Raw genomic sequence first — 18,523 nt, 5'->3', positions numbered from 1 at the left:
CCATATCACTGCATAAAAAAATCCCACTATCTTAGAAATAGTGGGATAATATCATATTTAAAATCTTAGTATCTGTAGTATTCAGGCTTGAATGGCCCTTTTACGTCTACTCCGATATATTCAGCCTGCTCAGGAGAAAGAGTTTCAAGCTCTACGCTTAATTTCTTAAGGTGTAAAGCAGCTACTTTTTCATCTAAGTGCTTAGGAAGCATATATACTTCGTTTTTGTAAGCAGCAGAGTTGTTCCATAATTCGATCTGAGCCAGAGTCTGGTTAGAGAAAGAATTAGACATTACGAAACTTGGGTGACCTGTAGCACATCCTAAGTTTACCAATCTACCTTCTGCAAGGATGATTACTTCTTTTCCTTCAATAGTATAGATATCAACCTGAGGCTTCACTTCAGATTTAGTGTGACCATAGTTCTTGTTTAACCAAGCCATATCGATTTCGTTGTCGAAGTGACCGATGTTACAAACGATCGCTTTATCTTTCATTTTAAGGAAGTGCTCTCCTCTTACGATATTGAAGTTACCTGTTGTTGTGATGATGATATCAGCATTGTCAACTACTGTATCTAATCTTTTTACTTCGTAACCGTCCATAGCAGCCTGAAGCGCACAGATTGGGTCAATTTCCGTAACGGTAACGATAGAACCGGCTCCTCTGAATGAAGCGGCAGTACCTTTACCTACGTCTCCGTATCCGCAAACTACCACTCTTTTTCCGGCTAACATTACGTCTGTAGCTCTTCTTACCGCATCTACAGCAGATTCTTTACACCCGTATTTATTGTCGAATTTAGACTTAGTAACAGAATCATTTACATTGATTGCAGGCATTACCAAAGTTCCGTTCTTCATTCTTTCGTACAGTCTGTGTACGCCTGTAGTAGTTTCTTCAGAAAGACCTTTGATATCTTTTGTGAATTCAGGGTATTTATCAAAAACCATGTTTGTTAAATCTCCACCATCATCCAAAATCATGTTTAATGGCTTTCTGTCTTCACCAAAGAATAAAGTCTGCTCAATACACCAGTCAAATTCTTCTTCATTTAAACCTTTCCATGCGTACACCGGAATTCCTGCAGCAGCAATAGCAGCAGCAGCGTGGTCCTGTGTAGAGAAAATATTACAAGATGACCAGGTCACTTCAGCTCCTAAAGCTACCAGAGTCTCGATAAGCACAGCCGTCTGGATTGTCATGTGAAGACATCCTGCGATTCTTGCTCCTTTTAGTGGCTGAGACGGTCCGTATTCTTCACGGATAGCCATCAAACCAGGCATTTCTGCTTCTGCAAGGGTAATTTCTTTTCTACCCCATTCTGCAAGGGAGATATCCTTAACTTTATAAGGAACGTATTGTGTTGTAGTACTCATATGTAATGAATAATTTTTAAATTCAATTGATAACGAAAGGCAAAATTACGATTAATAATTAAGATATAAAAACGGCAGATCAAGTTCTGGTTTATGAGATTAAACATGACTTAATATTATTTAGTCTTAATATAAATAATTAATTTTAGCAGATAAATATATAATATGAATCAAACCCATACAGAAAAGAAAGCCAGACCAGTTGCTCCAAAAGTAAAAGAACTGATCAATGCTTCTAAAAGTATTATCCTGGCTACTGTAGATGCGGAAGGAAACCCGAATTCCAGTTATGCTCCTTTTATACAGGTAGATCACACATTTTATATTCTGGTGTCTTTCATGGCAAAACATACTAAAAATCTTGCTGACGGAAGAAAAACATCCATCATGTTTATTGAAGATGAGTCTGCCACCAAACAGATCTATGCCCGTGAACGTCTTACGATTGAAGCGGCCACTTCTCAGATTGAAAGAGATTCTGAAATCTGGACTTATGTTGTTGCCCAACTTAAAGAGGCTCACGGAAAAGTAGTAGATGTAATTGCTGAAATGGGAGATTTTATTTTAATTGCCTTACAGCCTGTGAAAGGATCTTATGTAAACGGATTCGGAAGCGCTTATTTCGTAGATTCGAATCTTGAAATTGTAGCGCACAGAAATGATGTGAACCATCAGGCTAAATAGATAAGCTGGAGGCTGGGAGCGGGAAGCCGGCGGTTTGTAAAGATTAAGGAAACAAAGAATCAGTTTTTTATAAACCATTTTTAATTTAATCTGAATTTGTTTTTATAACGAATAGTAACTTCCATCTTCCGGCTCCGAGCTTCCTTTCCTCATTCCTTTTTTCATCGACGCATTCTTCTAACTTTATTTATCTGTTGTTTTTATAACGAATAGTAACTTCCATCTTCCGGCTCCCAGCTTCCATCTTTTTGAAAATGGTTTCTTTTTAGTATTTTTGTCCAATAAAAAAACAATGCCCCTTTACCGAGATTTTTCAGATGATAATGCTACGATCCTTGTTTGGAAGTATGATGAAAGTGAAGAGCTGGATATCAATGAACTTCTGGAACCGGAAAATGCTGAGAAGGTAAAAGATTATCATCCTAAAAAATTACTGGAAGTCCTGATGGTTCGTAAGCTTCTGAAAGGATTAAAGCCAGGTTCTAAAATTTTGTATAAAGAAAGAGAACCTTTTCTTTCCCCCAACGATGCAGAAATTTCCATTACGCATTCTTTTCCCTTTGCTGCCATTGCTATTTCTAAAAATAAAATAGGAATTGATGTCGAAAAGTTCAATCCCAAAATTTTAAGGGTAATTGATAAATTCACCTATGAAAATGAGCGCGGATTTATTACTGAAGACAAAGCCGATACTTTTTATACTATTATATGGAGTGTAAAAGAAAGTATGTACAAAATCCATCACTCTAAATACTGGTCTTTAAAGAAAAATTATGAAGTGAAGCCTTTCGAGCTGAAGCATCTTCATAAAATAAGCTGCCGTGTGTATGACGAACAGTTTTCAGATGAGTTCAAAGCCCGGGTAGAGTTTTTCGACGACTACTGTTTTACGATTGTAGAGGAGTAGGGGCTGGCTCAGTTTCGCTTTTATACTTTTCAATCACTTTTCTCTGTTCTTTTGCTACATCATAGATCAGTTCCAGAATATCATGGATGTTTTTCAGCTCTGTCAGGTGTGATATCTTATCAGGATCTCTTCTGTCTACGATCTCATTTTCCTCAATCTCAGTTTTTCTCTTGAGGAGCATATCTTCAATGGAAGAATCTTCCGGTTCAAGGCGGCTTTCCATTTTCAAGGTTTCGTTTACATCATTTCCGTTGAGAAGGGCAGAGGTTTGCTGCATTTCAGCTTCAATTTTCCTGCTCCAGCTTTCTGCATCTATTTCAGGATATTGCTCATTACTCTTGGCGTATTGAGATAGAGAAGCGGTATATGCCGTAATCAGATGGGATGTAGCCACGAATTGGTGAACAACTTCCAGCTTTTTCTGCTGATTTTTAGGGTCAGAAATCATTCTCTGAAAATTATCGGAAAGATTGGCCAGAGAAATAATTGCATTTTTTCGCTTTACTTTATAATCTTCAAGGTCAAAATTTCCCTGTAAGAATTTTGAAATTACACTCTGGAAATAGATAAGATTGTCTGCTGCAGACTTTTTCATCAGATCCAGGTTTTGGGTATGTTCCCACACGGGCAGTACAATATATGAAACGCCAAAAGCAATGATTCCGGCAATGGCTGTATCAACAATTCTGTCTTTAAAAATAATATTGACTTTCCCGGGGTTTAAAAAATTAAAACTCAGGAAAACATAGATCGTCATGAATAATACCGCCCAGAAATACCGCCCTTTCAAAAAGCTGAAACACATAATCATACTGATAAGCAAAATCGAGAATAAAATCCCGTTAATGTGTACAAAATACAGAATGGCATACGCAATACTTGCCCCTGCAATCGTCCCATAGAGACGAAGAAGGTTTCTCTGCTTTGTAATAGAGTAGGCTGGTTTTAAAATGGCTGTAATGGTAATTAATATCCAATAGGTGTGTCCTAATCCCAGAAAATCGAACATTGAGAAAAGATAACCCAGCAATAAAGCTGTTGTAATTCTTATGGCATGGCGGAAATGGGAAGAGGATAAAGAAATATTATTCCTTAAAACTTTTGCATTAAGTTTAGGCTCATTAGGCATAAATTTTTTCAAATCTAATCCTGTGGATAAACTCTTTGCCAGTTTTATGTCCTGCGAAAATACTTTATAAATCTCATTAATCTCTTTAGTGATCTCATAGATACGCATCAGGATCTGCCGCAGGATCATGAAATTTTCAAGATTGTCGGAAGAGAGCTGTTTATTTCTGAGTTCGAAATAATTATAATTTAAGTTCTTTAATTCCTGTTCCAGGTTAAATATCGGTTTTGCTCTGGTACCGCTTTGAAGCGCAATTCCGATATTGGTGATCTCTTCTGCCAAAAGATTGAGATAATCATGAATGTTGACCAGGATCATACTGTCTTCAAAGCTCTGCTGCAGCTTTTGATAATCACTTTCAGAAGTCATTAGTTTCTCATGAAGGTCCATGGAATTCAGGAACATCAGCATCAATAAACGGCTGGTGGTTGTAGATTCATTGACGATCGTTCTCGTTTTAAAAACGGTTTCCCGGGTATCTTCCTGGAGGTTTTTTATTTCAATCTGTTTGGCAATAACATGAGTGGTCAGTTTATTAAAATCCGGATTTTTCTGATAATAATTGGCTTTAATCTTTAAAAATTCAGCCAGCTGAAGGTAGTTTTCTCCAATCATCTGGCTCGCCAGTTTATAGGGGCGAATTGTCGTTACAACAAGGAATATGAGTAAAAACCATATACAGCCGGAAGCAAAAATCAACAGACTTTTAAAGATATTGCTTCCCGTAAGATGGCCGTCGATAAAGATGGCGAGTACCACAAGTGATAATGAGCCTACAGCTGCTAACCGCTGACCGTAAACCCCAATCAGGGAAAAAAACATCCCGAAGACAATGATTTCCAGAAGGACCAGTACTTTGAAATTCATTACAAGACTTGCAATGAGCGCAACAAATACGAAGCAGCATATTGCAAAAGTAAGGGCATTTCTCCTTCGGATGAAAGGTCCCGGCTGATCTGTAAGCGCTACAAAGCTGGTGCCGAGAGGGAAAAGGAAATATTCCTTCAAAATCCCAAAATGGGCAAGGACTAAACAGGGCAGAACAGTAGCTAATGTAATTCTGATTGCAGAATATACATACTGACTGGTTACAAATTTTTTTAGCTCCGCCGAATAGTTCATATTACAAAAATAGCTATTGAATTTAAGAAAATCGCCATAAAAAAGAGACTTTTGTAAACTTAATATTATATTTTTTTAAAGTGAGCTGTTATACCATTTAAAACAAATCTATAAATGATCATGATTGACGAAAGACGATTCTCTTTTAACATTTTTCAAAGGTCAATAGTGAATTTTTGCTTCGCAAAGTGAATGGTGAGTGGTTGTCAGTTGTAATATGTAAAAATAAATTGACAAGCGAAGCAGATTGACTATTCACGAATCAAAAGTGAATTTTTACTTCGCAAAGTGAATGGTGAGTGGTTGTAATATGTAAAAATAAATTGACAAGCGAAGCGGATTGACGATTGACAATTGACATAAAAAAGCCTCAATACAATAATGTATGAGGCATTTTATATCGCTTTTTCTTTTATTAACGATCGTTGTTGGATGTTTCTTCTCCGATGTTCCAGGTAAGACCGAAACGAAGGGTATTATCCAAAGCACTGTTGATCTTAGACATATTGATCAGGTAAGAAAGATCAAGCCCGAAAGAACGGTATCTTAACCCAACACCCGCTGTAGCAAACTGTCTTGCGCCCTGCTCTTCACTTTCATGGAAGTAACCTCCTCTTACAGAAAATGCATTGTCATAAGAATATTCTAAAGCACCACTGTACATGATGCTGTTTTTATTTTTGAAAGATTTTCCGATACCAGCCATTGGTCCCACATTCGGGATCTGGTAAATAGGCTGTCTTGTATTCGGGTCTATTCCTGCATACTCAGATCCGGGAACTAAAAGTTTTGAACCTTCTACAGAAATTCCTACTCTGTTCATGTCATCCAGGTACATGTCATATCCAACCCCTAATCTTGCCATGGTAGGAAGATAAGATCTTGATTCTTCATTTCCTGTATAATCCAGTTTCGGACCTAAGTTCTGAATAGCCAAACCTGCATTGATCTTACCATCATATCCACCGATACTGGAGAATCTTGGAGAGGTATAGTATCCTGAAACGTCTACTGCAAAACTGTTGGCCGCTTTAAGTGTAGTATCTGTATTGAATCCTCCGGCTAAGTCTGAACGGATAAATCTACCGGTAACGGCTCCGGAGAATGAATCAGAAAGCTTCAAAGCGTAGGCAACGTCAATTGAGAATTCGTTTGGTTTTGATGTACCCATTGATGCAATTTCTGTACCTACCAGCTGAGTCAGGTCTACCTGCCCCATATTGAAATAATAGATACTTGCAGAGATTGTAGATCTTTCTTCCTGCCCCAGAAACTTATGGAACGAAGCATATAATAAGAATACATCATTGGTAAGTTTTCCCATGTAAGGCGTATAGTTAAGACCTACGGAAGAACTTGTCCTGCTGAAAGGGTATTTAGCCGCATTCCAGAATTGTGAAAATGCATCCGGAGAGGTTACCACCCCCTGGTCTCCCATACCTCCCGATCTTGCATCAGGTGCAATTCTTAAGAAAGGAGCTCCGGTAAGAACTGGGTTTACTTTACCTAAATCTTGCGAATAGCCTAAAAAACCAGCACTCAAACCAAATCCTAAAAGCAGTTTAGTAGTTAAATTCATATGTTGTCTTTTATATATTATCAGTTTTTTATTAATATTATTGTCTATGTTTTATTTTATTATTTCAAAAGTACCATTTTTTCTACAGCTGTAGCACTTCCTTTGCATTTTTCTTGATTTTGACTTTTTGCAAATATCTTAAAAATATACGTACCTTTTGCTACTGTAGACCCAAAATCATCTCTTCCGTCCCATTCTATTGCCTGACGTGGGGTTCTGAAGCCCTGTAGGAACGGTTCTGCAACCACTGGCTGCGATAAAGTCCTTACTAATCTTCCGGTTATCGTATAAATTTGTACGTTCACATCCAGAATATCATCACAATTGTGCTCAAACTGAATATAGGTTTTATTCGTAAATGGATTTGGCCAGTTCAGCGGGCGGTTAATCGTCAGGTGCTGGTCAGATTCATCTTTAACTTCAAAATTTAACGTAGCAGTTGTCGAATTATTGTTTATATCCCAAACTTTAAATGTTAATTGATGCTGCCCTACTGCCAGATTTCTGAAAGGATAGGTTACATTCCCTTTTTGATACTCGGCAAGGCTTGGATTTAAACATCCGTTTCCTTCTCCTGCGGCATAAAAATCATTCAAAACAACGGTATTGATAATCTGTCCGTCAAGATAGACTGTAATATCATGGCCCACCCCTGATCCTGTAGAGTTGATTCCTGTATCATCGGTAAGACAGGCAAGCAGCATAGGATTCTGATTGGTAATTCCGCCATCCGCAAAGTTGGTGTTATTCATATACAGCTTTACTTTTGGAGGTTGGTTGTCATTGATTCCGTTTGGATTGATATCACCTACCTGTACAGCCTGGTTGTTGAAAACATCCGTTGATTTATTGTCTGCATAAGCTAGTATCCTTCCTTGTCCAACAGCATAGTTAATGTCTTTAGGAACATAGAATTCAGCAGTGAAAACTCCGTTTACAGCAGTTCCGGCAGATTTTACAATAGCACTTCCTTCTTCAGTATAATCTAAAACGGGAGTTAAAACTCCACTGTTATTTAAGGTTTTCTTGTTTAATCTCTTATCAAAAATATTGATGCTGACTTTTCCGTTGAAGGTATTGTTCAATGTTCCGTTGGAATTATTGATGTGTCCCTTTATTTTTACAAAATCCAGCCCTCTGATCAGTCCCGGAACCGGAGTTTCGATATTATCAATGACCAGAAGTCTTTGTGGCCTGCTTAATTTCATAGCAGGATCACCCAGGAAGTTTACTTTTAGGTGGTTGTTGTTGGGGCCCTTTTGTTTCTTAGCAAGTAAGTGGGCATTTCCTAATGAATTAAAATCATCATTGGTTAGTTTAAAAATATTCTGTGTGAATGTATTGGTGAAATCACGTCCGTAATCTACTCCAATAGCACGGCTGGAAGTAATCATTGTTGAGGCTCCTCCCTGTTTCAGTTTAATAAACTGTTCCCCTACAGAATTGGTGGAAGGCTCATCCCATAATGTAAATTCACAGGTGATGGTAGATACAAAAGGGAATCTGCTGTATACATTTGAGAAGTTATTGGCATTCTGTACTTCGGTGCTTGTAAGAACTCTTTCCTGTGCCCAGCCATTGACTCCTCCGTGTCCGAAATAGAACAGATACAAACTGTTTCCGATGGCATTGGAAATAGCCTGATTTACCTGCGGGTATCTTCTCCCTCCAGATGTACTCTGAGCGGTAAAGGCATCCATGTATAATTTTTTAACATTATATTCTTTAAGCTCCAGCTGACCCGGCTGTTCAAATATACTGGCCAGAGAGCTGTTCATCACATCATGGAAAGGGCTTCCTCCTTCATTGTTATCATCCACTACAAAATCAAGCCGCATACGCCAGTCGCCGAAAGGAGTCGACTGCCCTTGAAGTGAATTATAATAAGCCAGCGTTTTATTAATCATATCCCCGGCTTCACTTGCATTGGCAGCAGGAATTCTTCCCACAGGAAGATCCGGTAAATTGTTTTCAATTAATAATGTATTCTGCGGTTTGGTCATTACAATATAATCATCCGTCACAAATGATGATACATAATCTGAAGACTGCTCACTCTGGTAGCTGGCAACAACGTTTGTATTATTCGGAACCCTGTTTTTATAATCATATGAGGCATCCCCGAGAATAAATACATACTGAAGTCTGCCCAGAGGAGTATTAAGCTTGGTAACGAAATCTCTTACCGCGGTAAGGTCTTTACTTCCGCTGCCATATTCCTCATAAACTTTATTGATGTCAACAATTTCTACCTTATAATTATGGTGGGTCTGATGATAGCTGGCAAGTCTCTGTGCCTGGCCCATCATCTCAGGTACGGTAAGGATAAGATAATCTACGTTTTGTATGGCAGAAAGATTCTGATTGGAAATTCTTCCTACAAACTGCGGGCTGAATGCTGCATCAGCACGGAAAGCCACAAATTCATTGTTGAAATTCTGATCAGCAGCAGTATAGGCAAAATTGAAAGATCCTGCTCCTGCTTTATTCACTCTCCTGTTGGCATTGGTAATATCCGTTACATCCCATACCTGTTCTATAGTAGCTGCATTACTGATGCTGAAGCCATAGTCTGTATTACTTCCGCTTACGATAGAATAATCCCTGAAATTCATCTGCGAACCATTGAATGCAAGATTTTCCTTGTACTGAACTTCCACATAATCAAAATAGAAAGTTCCGTTAGGATTCTTGGAAATATCAGGATTATAAACCATCGTAATCTGATTTCCTGTAAGGTTGGTAAGCGTTCCGGTGTACGTTACAGGATAGAAGGTATACTGATAGCTCGAAGTATCTGAAGGAATGGTCTGCAGCGGATGCGGATTTAAATTGTTAATCTTGAAGTCAATCGAATTCTGTTGGGAATTATATGCTACCACCTGAGTCCTGTACCGTATCACGTCATTAGCCTGTATAGGAGAATTGGTCGTAAGCGTTACTGTTTTTTCATTAGTAAAAGGAGTGTCTTCTACCCATGTTCTTCCTACTTTTAACAGGTTTTTCTGATCTTTGTTGATCACCTGGTAATTGTCATATCTTGTGATCAGCTGGGCAGGAAGATTTCCGTCAACCGTTGGAACTCTTTTTCCGGTACCTTTGTCAAAATTGATATAATAATAAGAGAAATCTTCGTATATATTTTTGACATTATTGCTTCTTTCACTGAATCGGGTATCGTGTCTTTTAAAACCATTTCCATTGGAAGTGTCATACAGGTTATACCCGTCTGGACCCTGCGCATAGAAAAGAGCATAATCATTATCATTCCATACACCGTCATCTTCACCTACCACCTGAATAGCATTCTCCTGCAACGCTCCGTATCTCGGATCCTGGTTGTACTCAGGAAGCATTACCCCTCCGTTTCCATAAATCCTGAAGTTTTTAGGATTTACAGAGCCCGGATTGATTCCGTTATCTTTCAAAAACTGTGAAGTAATTTTGAATACTCCGGATTTGTCTACCTTTATTTTATAAAAATTACCACTTGACAAAGGATTGGCAGTGGTTCCTATTTTGTTAACAGTTCCTGTCGTATTGACAAATGAAGCCGCTTCTGTAACATTAAATGAAGATAATCTCTGAACACGGCCTTTTACATTTTTAAACAGCGCAATACTGATACTGGCGTAGCTGTCCCCATCTAAAGTATAATATGAAACATCGGCTACATCATAATCCGGAAGCCTGCCTTTATCCAGTTCAAATAAATCCTGATTGGAAACGTTTTCCCAGACAAGGTCCGAGATTTTTAATTGCTTTTCTCCGATTTTTTGCTTGGTTACTATAAGAACATTATTTTGGCTGAAAGAAAAACCTTCATTTTTAAAATTGGGGAGATTTAATTTTGTGTCACCAAAATCCTGAATTTTAGAACCATTCCATTCAATGGTGTTTCTTTGGGCGTAAAGTGTTGATGCAAAAGCGATTAAGGATAAAAGCGTAATTTTTCGTCTCATGTTTACTATTGAAATTGCTAAATTACAAAATAAATGAAAATTTTAGAATTAAATTGTGATACAATAAAATTAATTTGTTAACGTTTTTTCAAAAAAATCAAATGTTTACTTGATTTATTGAATAATTTATTTTTTCTTTGTACTTTGAAAATATTTATATCGACTATGAAAAAACTAAAGTTGTTTTCATTAATAGCATTAAGTTCTACACTTGCATTAACCAGCTGTGGCGGATCGGGAACCAGCAAAGGTGGCGGTACCAAAAAATTTGTCAGCAAAACGGGTTGGAAACCAAACGAAAAACAGGGTTGGTTTTTTGCAGGAAAGCAACAGAAGCAGAAGGGTTGGCCTGGGATGGTATATGTAGAAGGTGGAACTTTTACAATGGGATTAGTGAAAGATGATGTTATGCATGATTGGAATAACACACCTCGCAGAATGCAGGTAAGTTCATTCTTTATCGGAGAAACAGAAATTACTAACTACGAATACCGCGAATACCTTACATGGTTGAAGTATGTATTCCCACCAAGTGACCCGAGTTTTAAGGAGATCTACAACGGTGCTTTACCGGATACCTTATTATGGGACAACAAATTATCTAGAAACGATTATAATGAAACGTATCTGCGTTCTCCGGAATTTGATTACTATCCGGTAGTAGGAGTTTCCTGGACTCAGGCAAACAGATACTGTGAATGGCTGACAGACAGAGCGAATGAAAAAGCTTTGATGCAGTCTGGTATTATTGCCAAAGATTTATATATCAACGAATCCAACAACCAGGGAGGAACTGCATTCAACATGGATAAATTCAAATCGAATGATCCTGAAATGCAGGGATATATCAATGAGAAAAGAATGCAGCAAAAAACAGGTATGAAAACTACCAACCAAAGATTGCTTGCTGCTAACAGAGCTCCTAATGCTGCAATGGTACAGAAGTTCAGACTTCCTACCGAAGTGGAGTGGGAATATGCAGCTCTTGGTATGGCAAAAACCAGAGAATATAACCAATACCTGGGTAAAAAACCTGAAATCGAAAGATTAAGAGGCAATAAAGGAAGAGACAGAGGAATGTTCCTTGAAAACTTTAAAATGGGTAAAGGTGACTATTCCGGTATTGCAGGATGGAAAAACGACGGGTCAGCACAAACTTCTGACGTAAGGCAATATCCATCTAACGACTTAGGAATCTATGGTATGTACGGAAACGTTTCTGAATGGACGGCTGATGTTTACAGACCAATCATTGATGAAGATTTCAGCGATTTCAACTACTATAGAGGAAACATGCCTCAGGCTATCGTAAGAAACGGTGACGGAACTTATAAAATGATCGACGAAGGCACTATCAAGTATGATACGTTAGCTGACGGAAGATTAGTTTACAAAGGACTTCCGGGACAGTTCGAAAGACAAACTATCGCTGACTACAGAAACTACAGAGATGGTGACAGACAGTCTTCTTTAGAATATTACAGAGCTTCTGATTCTGCTGCAGGATTTGATATGTACAACGCTCCTAAGAAAAGCTTTGTTGTAGATGCGAGCGGTAGAGTAAAACTACAGAAAGATACCAAAGACAGAACTTCCGGAATTTCTAATGAGGTTAGAGTTGTAAAAGGTGGTTCCTGGCAGGATACAGCATATTGGCTGGATCCGGGACAAAGAAGATATAAAAACCAAAATAAAGCTTATGGTTGGGTTGGGTTCCGTGTTGCACAGGATGCCAGAACTAACGATAAGAGTAGAACTAGAAGATAATATTTATCAAAAAATACTTATACAAAACCTTCCGGATTTTCGGAAGGTTTTTTTATTTTTGAACTATGAAATCGCTTTAGCTGAAAAGTCCTGGAAACACTTGTATAAATTTGGTGATTGCATATGACTTCTAAAAAAAAATAGATATTTCCACATGAATATAGAACAGTTTTATCCTTTATTTCTGCAGGCCGCAAAAGTGACCATTGACAGCAGAAAAATAGCAGAGAATGATATTTTCTTTGCATTTTCCGGTGAAAATTTCAACGCGGCTACCCTGGCAGAAAAAGCCATTGATGACGGAGCACTGGCAGTGATTGTTGAACTTCCGGAATTTGAAAACAGAGATAAAAATATTTTCTATGTTCCATCTACCCTTGAGTTTTTACAACAGCTGGCACTTTATCACAGGAGTAAGCTTGCCGTTCCTTTTATAGGACTTACAGGCAGTAACGGAAAGACAACGACAAAAGAGCTTATTCATGCTGTGCTTTCAGAAAAGTTTAATGTTCAGTATACTTCCGGGAATTTGAATAACCATATTGGCGTTCCATTGACAATTCTTTCTATTAAGCCGGAACATGAAATGGCGGTGATTGAAATGGGAGCCAACCATCAGAAAGAAATTGAATTTCTATGTACCATTTCGCAGCCTGACCTCGGATATATTACCAATTTTGGGAAAGCCCACTTAGAAGGGTTCGGAGGTTTTGAAGGAGTGATTAAAGGAAAGTCTGAGCTGTATGATTATCTTAAAAATAATAACAGGATTATTGTTGTTAATGAAAATGATCCTATTCAGGTAGTGAAAACTGAAAATTATTCCCCTAAAATTACTTTTGGAACAGAATCTTCCGATTACAATTTTGAATCTTTTTCAGAAGAACATTTTGTAGGATTGGCTTATCAGGGAGTAAAAGCTGTTTCAAAACTGACAGGAGAGTATAATTTTACCAATCTTTGTGCAGCTGCAAGCTTAGGACTTCATTTTGGAATCAGCTTTGAAAAAATAAAGCATGCGCTGGAACTGTATACACCTACCAATATGAGATCCCAGATCGTGAAAAAAGAGGGAAGGACTTTGGTTCTGGACACTTACAATGCGAATCCAAGTTCTATGACTGCTTCCCTGAATAATTTCATCAGTTTTGAAGGGACTAAAACCATTATTATCGGAGATATGCTGGAATTAGGTGATGAGAGCGAGAAAGAACATCAGAACATCTTAAAACTGGCCCAAGACCTTCATTTCAATGAAATTATCACTGTCGGAAAATATTTTAAAGCCGTTAGTTCTTCAGACCATTCTTTTGAAAATACAGCTGCATTAATAGAATACCTGAAACAGAACAAAATTCAGTCTGAAAATATATTACTGAAAGGATCCAGAGGAATTGCTCTGGAGAAAGTGATTGACTTTATTTAGAAAGGAAGCTGGAGGCTGGGAGAGGGAAGTTGCCGATGACAAGCGAAGAGTTGTTCTATTTTTATTCAACTTTATAAATTTTCATTGTTTTAAACAATCATCTAAAAAAGTAAAGGGCCGGATAGTAACTTCCGGCTTCACTCTTCCAGCTTCCAGCCCTGCTATTTATTTTTCCAGTCCCAGAATTCTTTTACAATCAGTATAATATTTTTAAACGTACTTGGGAAAACCTCATTTTCAATTTCTGATGTCGTTTTCCAGGCAACTTCAGTAATGCCTTCTTCTATTTGCGGTTTGGAAGTGTCTTCTCCATCAAAATTCATCTCAAACCAATGCGTACATTTTAGGATTTTCTCACCATTTCTTTCTACGTAGATATGATAAGTGGTATTGATGAATTTTAGGAGTTCCACATCACTCAAACCAGTTTCTTCCTCTATTTCCCGCACTGCAGATTCTTCTCTGGATTCTCCTTTTTCCATCTTACCTTTAGGAAGATCCCATTTTCCCAGCCTTCTGATGAAAAGAATCTTACCTTCAGGATTATTAACGAGACCTCCTGCAGCCTCTATAATTCTGAAAAGCTTTTGAAACTCCTGCCAGATTTCGTCCAAATTCTCTCCATATACATTAAGTTCCTGCACAGAAGTATTCTCCAGAAGATCCAATGCGATCTCTAAAGTGGTATAATTTTCATATCTAAGCTTTTTTTCAGGTTCTTCGGGATGCTTAGATATCAATAATTTTTTTTCGTTGACAAAAACTTTATACATTTGTAATAGTTAAGAATTTAAATACAAAAATAAAAAATGAATTTAGAAGGACGAAAGATTATTGTCAATAAATCATCTAAAGAGCTTACCGAACTGCTGAAATCACCCGAAAATTATAAAGATTTTATGCCGGATGGTCTTCAGAAGTTTGAAACCAAAGATAACGGATTTAAATTTGGATTACAGGGAATGCCGGAAATCGCATTAAAAATAGATGAAGTGGATGATCACAAGGCTGTTTTAAGATCTGCAAGTTCAAGTTTGGATTTCTCATTAACCGCTACATTAAACCCGATCAGTGAAAACCAGACTGAGGTTCAGATGCTGTTCGAAGGTAAATTTAATCCATTCATCAAAATGATGGTAGAAAAGCCGTTACAGAACTTTATCAATACGCTTACCGATAAAATCGAAGCCTATAAATAGTAAAAAACCTTCAACAATGAAGGTTTTTTTATTTTATGTATTGTCTCGCCCTGAAATAGCGATACACAAAAAAATTAATTTTATTCTATTGTTTGAACATTATTTGTCATTATAAAATGTAGTGTTTGATATAGGCCATTGTAAGGTAATCCTTGTTCTATTTTACAAGTGAAAAATTGATTATTTCTTGTTTTAAGCTTTAATCTTGTAAATTTTTCTTTATCCATTATTTTATCTTTAAACTCTTCTTGTATTGCAGGTTGGACTTCAATAATATCAGTATTTTTTAAATTTGAACTTGCACCTTCACTACAAAATAAAATTCTTAAGTTTGTAAGTAAAAACCAATTTTGCATATTTTCAAAAAAAATAATTAGGGGTGTTTCATTATTTTCTAATCCAAAAAATAGACTTTCATATTGTTTTCTATTATTATCATTGATAATTTTTGTTTTTAATCCCTCACCTCCTTTTCTCTTAAAAATTGATATATATAGATGATTTGTCATTCATATTATTTATTTTAAAATTTTTTGTAAAATTACTCCACTTCCTGATTGCTCAAAAGTATAACCAAAACGTGCTGCTATATTTGGATAAGAAAACCTTTATTTATTACCGAGGAGCCATAAATTGAAATTTTACTAGCACCAGCTCCTAATGCTTCTTTTTCCATACTTCCAACTAAAGATCTTAATCCAGATAAACTCTTACTTCCAGAGGCTTCTAATAAGAAAATATTTCGATTGAAAGTATTTCCTACTAATCCTTTAGTACCATAAATAGTATACCCTCCCACATTTTCTGCACCTTTCATTAACGCTTGTGAAAATGTTTCTTCGGTAAGATTAACTATTGCTTTGCTCTCTGCTTTTACAATTCCTGCTTCTGCCTTAATAATTCCTGGTGCAGCTCTACCTCCTGATGTTAAAATAGCTAAAGCAGCAAGTCCTAAGGCTGCCTCTCTGTTCTCGGGTTTGGCATTTGATGCTACTATTCCTACTACATCCCACATGCTGTCCATCATCACGACACCATGATCAGAACAATGTCCACAAAATGGAGGTAATGACTATATCTGTGGCGGCGGAAGGTTAACCTGGTAGCCTCCGCTTGCATAGCACATGGTACAATTCGATGGAAATAGAGAGTTATTATTAGCATTATAATAATTTTCTATCTGCCACAATGTATGATAATTACTGCTGCCACCCGGTCTTTTCTTCTATGCCGGCTATTCACAATATTATTTTAAATTGAGGATTCTATTCATATTTTAAAAATTAGAGTATTGGTTTACAATACTCTAATTTGTTACCAACACGTTTGGAACATTACCATCTTATCCATCAGCATATAATTAAGAAATTATTATATTAAAATATCTTGTTTGAATAAATCAATTAATTTATTTAAATATTTATAAGAAGTTAAATCTTCCCATTTTCCATCTTTTATAAACTTTTCAGCAATACTGATAAAATCAGCTCTATCTTTCCATTTATGCAGATTACGTCTATTCAATGTAATAAAGTTAAATTTATATAGGTCTTCTTCATCATTAGATGTTAATACTCCCATAAATATGTAATCATGAACATCTTCTATAATTTCTTCATCTACAATACATTTTCTATTTTCAGGTTTAACACTATAAAAATATTGTTTAGCTAATTCAATGGCTTTTTTTCCAAAAGAATGTTTATTTAAACAATTAATGTGAAATACAGAATCATTGAATTGATATAAAGGATCTTTAATATTTTGAATGAAAGATGGAAATGAAAAGATACTCTCCAAATCAGTAATTTTTTCATTACACAGTCCACATTCTGTTTGATTTATAAATGCTATAGCCATATTTAAATATTTTAAGGTCTAATTAAAGTTGTTTCACCCCCATGGAAAATATATTGTTTTGTTTGGTTTAATTTTTTTAAAGCTGTAAAGTCAGCAGCACTCGGAGGAGCTGATGTTGGATGCGTATGCCCAAAAAGAGTTTTTATTTGCCCCATTTCAAAACTGATTCCGCCTGGACCACCACTAACAATCGCCTTCTCACCATTAGCTAATCTTACAACTGCATGCTCATTTCCTGTTGACCAAGTTAATCCTTTTATATCATTAATAATGTCAATAACTTTTGTTCCTTGTGGTATGATTTTTTGAATAGTCATTGGTAAGGTTTCACCTCCACCGCTACTAGCTACCTTAAGAGCTTTATTGGCCTGAGCAGCTAAAATTCTTCCAATACCACTAACTCTCCATCCCGCAGCTAAAAGTTCTCCACCAGCTAACAAGTGATTTTATGTAACCAGGTTTAAGATTTATAGCGTTAATGCTCACTTCAGATTCTTTAGTTACACTCTGATTATTAGCATAAAACTCCTTCTCTGTTTGAATTGTTTTTAAAATATAAGAGCGTTTACCGGAAATATGTTCTGAAATGTTTACTGAAGTTTCTGGAGTAATCTTAAAATCATACTGGCTGCCAAAGTATTGATCAAAGAAATAATTAGTTTCCTTTTGAGAAAGCAGTCTGTTCTGATCATCATACACTTCTTCCCTGAACGGTAAACCCCACCTTGTGATATCATAATAAGGCCAGGAATAATAATAATTAACATATATTTGGTTGGTCAAATATTTTGGATAATCATTAGGAGTAATAAATGTTTTTTGGGTATATCCTTTACCGGTTTCCCATACTTTCACATTTTTATAGAGGATATAAGAAACCTGTTTTTGCTCGTTATATTCATCTATTTCTCCATAATATTTATATCCTGATGATGATGTTGTCCCAAAAAGACTATAATCATAGTTGATGGTTATTTCTGGAGTAATATCAATACTGTTTTTATAATAGTTGATGACTTTCACTCTCTTTGCTATATTTCCAGCTGCGGAAGCAGAATTGGTATAAACGCGATCTTCATACTTATATTCCACAACCCCTCCCGCAGGTGTCGTTATTTTTTCCAGTATTCCTTCCTGATTTCCTGACTGCGTACTATTTTCATAACCAAAAACAGTCTGCTCTATTTTGAGATTATTTTTATCGTTTTTTCTTATGAAGTTTAAAATGCGTTTTCTTCCCCATACATCAGACGAGGGAAAAGCAGATATATAACTGTTCATTACATAAGAATACTGCACTTCACCTGAAGGATTTTTGAGTGTAATTTCTTTTAGCCAGTAAGGATCATTAACGGTGTTTTCTAAACTCTCATCATAAATAAATGTAAAGTTAACTTCTCCTTTGACCGTTTTTATTGACTTTAGTTTACAGTATTGCTGAGCCATCTGGCTCGGAACGTTTTTATTTTGTAACTGATAATCAAAAGTTGCCACTTCAACACCTGTGGG

At 36.6% G+C, this 18,523-nt stretch carries 15 protein-coding genes; 5 read left to right on the top strand and 10 right to left on the bottom strand.

Annotation, left to right across the window (positions count from 1 at the left end):
* Positions 1-65: 65 nt before the first annotated feature.
* Positions 66-1,379: an adenosylhomocysteinase gene (ahcY, locus tag ACP3T3_RS08465; protein ID WP_123843016.1), complete on the bottom strand. Its 1,314-nt coding sequence runs from the start codon at positions 1,377-1,379 to the stop codon at positions 66-68.
* A 165-nt stretch (positions 1,380-1,544) separates the two neighbouring features.
* Here ahcY and ACP3T3_RS08460 point away from each other — a divergent pair, with 165 nt between their 5' ends.
* Both ACP3T3_RS08460 and ACP3T3_RS08455 read left to right on the top strand, forming a co-directional pair.
* A complete protein-coding gene (locus ACP3T3_RS08460) occupies positions 1,545-2,063 on the top strand; it encodes a pyridoxamine 5'-phosphate oxidase family protein (RefSeq protein ID WP_426479456.1) in 519 nt (172 codons plus the stop codon).
* Between the two features lie 292 nt (positions 2,064-2,355).
* On the top strand, positions 2,356-2,970 hold the full coding sequence (locus tag ACP3T3_RS08455) for a 4'-phosphopantetheinyl transferase superfamily protein (RefSeq protein ID WP_426479455.1): 615 nt from the start codon (positions 2,356-2,358) through the stop codon (positions 2,968-2,970).
* Here the strand turns inward: ACP3T3_RS08455 and ACP3T3_RS08450 are convergent.
* The 3 genes from ACP3T3_RS08450 to porU all read right to left on the bottom strand — a co-directional run bounded on the left by ACP3T3_RS08450 (position 2,951) and on the right by porU (position 10,762).
* Positions 2,951-5,221: an FUSC family membrane protein gene (locus ACP3T3_RS08450; protein ID WP_426479454.1), complete on the bottom strand. Its 2,271-nt coding sequence runs from the start codon at positions 5,219-5,221 to the stop codon at positions 2,951-2,953. The genes ACP3T3_RS08455 and ACP3T3_RS08450 overlap by 20 nt on opposite strands.
* 415 nt (positions 5,222-5,636) lie before the next feature.
* The gene (porV, locus tag ACP3T3_RS08445; RefSeq protein WP_062674515.1) at positions 5,637-6,800 is read right to left on the bottom strand and encodes a type IX secretion system outer membrane channel protein PorV; all 1,164 of its coding nucleotides are present in this window, start codon (positions 6,798-6,800) and stop codon (positions 5,637-5,639) included.
* 59 nt (positions 6,801-6,859) lie between these two features.
* Positions 6,860-10,762: a type IX secretion system sortase PorU gene (porU, locus tag ACP3T3_RS08440; protein WP_426479453.1), complete on the bottom strand. Its 3,903-nt coding sequence runs from the start codon at positions 10,760-10,762 to the stop codon at positions 6,860-6,862.
* A 165-nt stretch (positions 10,763-10,927) separates the two neighbouring features.
* On the opposite strand from porU, the gene gldJ reads away from it, so the two are divergent.
* Positions 10,928-12,529, top strand: coding sequence for a gliding motility lipoprotein GldJ (gene gldJ, locus ACP3T3_RS08435; protein ID WP_426479452.1), 1,602 nt, complete (start codon positions 10,928-10,930; stop codon positions 12,527-12,529).
* 154 nt (positions 12,530-12,683) lie between these two features.
* The gene (locus tag ACP3T3_RS08430; protein WP_426479451.1) at positions 12,684-13,955 is read left to right on the top strand and encodes a UDP-N-acetylmuramoyl-tripeptide--D-alanyl-D-alanine ligase; all 1,272 of its coding nucleotides are present in this window, start codon (positions 12,684-12,686) and stop codon (positions 13,953-13,955) included.
* A 161-nt stretch (positions 13,956-14,116) separates the two neighbouring features.
* Here ACP3T3_RS08430 and ACP3T3_RS08425 read toward each other — a convergent pair whose 3' ends face one another.
* Entirely contained in the window at positions 14,117-14,728 is a 612-nt protein-coding gene (locus ACP3T3_RS08425) for an NUDIX hydrolase (protein WP_426479450.1), read from the bottom strand.
* Positions 14,729-14,764: 36 nt separating this feature from the next.
* Between ACP3T3_RS08425 and ACP3T3_RS08420 the strand changes: the two genes are divergently transcribed.
* Positions 14,765-15,154 carry an SRPBCC family protein gene (locus tag ACP3T3_RS08420; RefSeq protein ID WP_426479449.1) on the top strand — a complete coding sequence of 130 codons (390 nt, stop codon included), beginning with the start codon at positions 14,765-14,767 and terminating at the stop codon, positions 15,152-15,154.
* An 80-nt stretch (positions 15,155-15,234) separates the two neighbouring features.
* Here ACP3T3_RS08420 and ACP3T3_RS08415 read toward each other — a convergent pair whose 3' ends face one another.
* The 5 genes from ACP3T3_RS08415 to ACP3T3_RS08395 form a co-directional block, all read right to left on the bottom strand.
* Positions 15,235-15,663 (bottom strand): hypothetical protein, encoded by a 429-nt coding sequence (locus ACP3T3_RS08415; RefSeq protein WP_426479448.1) that lies wholly within the window; start codon positions 15,661-15,663, stop codon positions 15,235-15,237.
* A 77-nt stretch (positions 15,664-15,740) separates the two neighbouring features.
* On the bottom strand, positions 15,741-16,181 hold the full coding sequence (locus ACP3T3_RS08410; RefSeq protein WP_426479447.1) for a hypothetical protein: 441 nt from the start codon (positions 16,179-16,181) through the stop codon (positions 15,741-15,743).
* 344 nt (positions 16,182-16,525) lie between these two features.
* Entirely contained in the window at positions 16,526-17,014 is a 489-nt protein-coding gene (locus ACP3T3_RS08405) for a hypothetical protein (RefSeq protein ID WP_426479446.1), read from the bottom strand.
* 11 nt (positions 17,015-17,025) lie between these two features.
* The gene (locus tag ACP3T3_RS08400) at positions 17,026-17,454 is read right to left on the bottom strand and encodes a hypothetical protein (protein ID WP_426479445.1); all 429 of its coding nucleotides are present in this window, start codon (positions 17,452-17,454) and stop codon (positions 17,026-17,028) included.
* On the bottom strand, positions 17,411-18,460 hold the full coding sequence (locus ACP3T3_RS08395; protein WP_426479444.1) for a hypothetical protein: 1,050 nt from the start codon (positions 18,458-18,460) through the stop codon (positions 17,411-17,413). Before ACP3T3_RS08395 ends, ACP3T3_RS08400 begins: the two co-directional genes overlap by 44 nt.
* Positions 18,461-18,523: the final 63 nt, after the last annotated feature.

It is taken from the genome of Chryseobacterium sp. CBSDS_008, assembly GCF_049959325.1.
Classification (GTDB): Bacteria; Bacteroidota; Bacteroidia; order Flavobacteriales; family Weeksellaceae; genus Chryseobacterium.
Note: the sequence above shows the minus strand (reverse complement) of the source record. Positions and strands in the feature narration are given on the sequence as shown.